The 620-nt window shown below is 59.0% G+C and carries 1 protein-coding gene; it reads left to right on the top strand.

The window, feature by feature from the left end; genetic code table 11:
- Window positions 1-83: 83 nt before the first annotated feature.
- Window positions 84-620 (top strand): ABC transporter substrate-binding protein (locus AC1DT3_RS23475; protein ID WP_477467552.1); only part of this gene is annotated, 537 nt, incomplete at its 3' end.

The raw sequence follows: 620 nt of genomic DNA, 5'->3' as shown, positions 1-620 counted from the left end.
GAAGAGGCCGGACAGAATCGAGCGGATCAAGAGGCGTCTCCGGGGTGCGAGGCGTCTGGCCGTTTCGGGACCATGTCCATTTGGTGCCTGGTTCCGCCCTCCTGGATCAACCGAAATATCCCGCCGGATTCAAGCATTTCGACTACGTCAATCCCGATGCTCCGAAAGGCGGTCGTGTCAGGCTTGGCGCGCAGGGCACGTTCGACAGCTTCAACATCGTCATCGCTGGTGTGAAGGGGACGCCGGATCAGGGCCTTGGTCTGCTCTACGAAACCTTGACCGAAGCGGCTCTCGACGAACCGAGTGCCTCCTACGGCCTTCTGGCCGAGGCTTTTTCCTATCCCGACGATTTCTCGTTTGTGAAGTTCCGCCTGCGTCCTGAGGCGCGCTGGCACGACGGGCAGCCGATCACTGCCGACGACGTGATCTTCTCCTTCGAAGTCCTGAAGGAGAACAGCCCGACTTACGCGTTCTACTATGGCAATGTGACCAAAGCCGAAAAGCTCGGCGATCGCGAGATCATGTTCACCTTCGATCAGGCCGGCAATCGTGAACTGCCGCAAATCATGGGCCAATTGCTCGTGCTTCCCAAACATTGGTGGAACGGCACGGCTCCCGAC

The sequence above is a fragment of the Microvirga sp. P4_G7 genome, assembly GCF_056401005.1.
The sequence above is the reverse complement of the archived record's forward strand: the minus strand, read 5'-3'. Positions and strand labels throughout refer to the sequence as shown.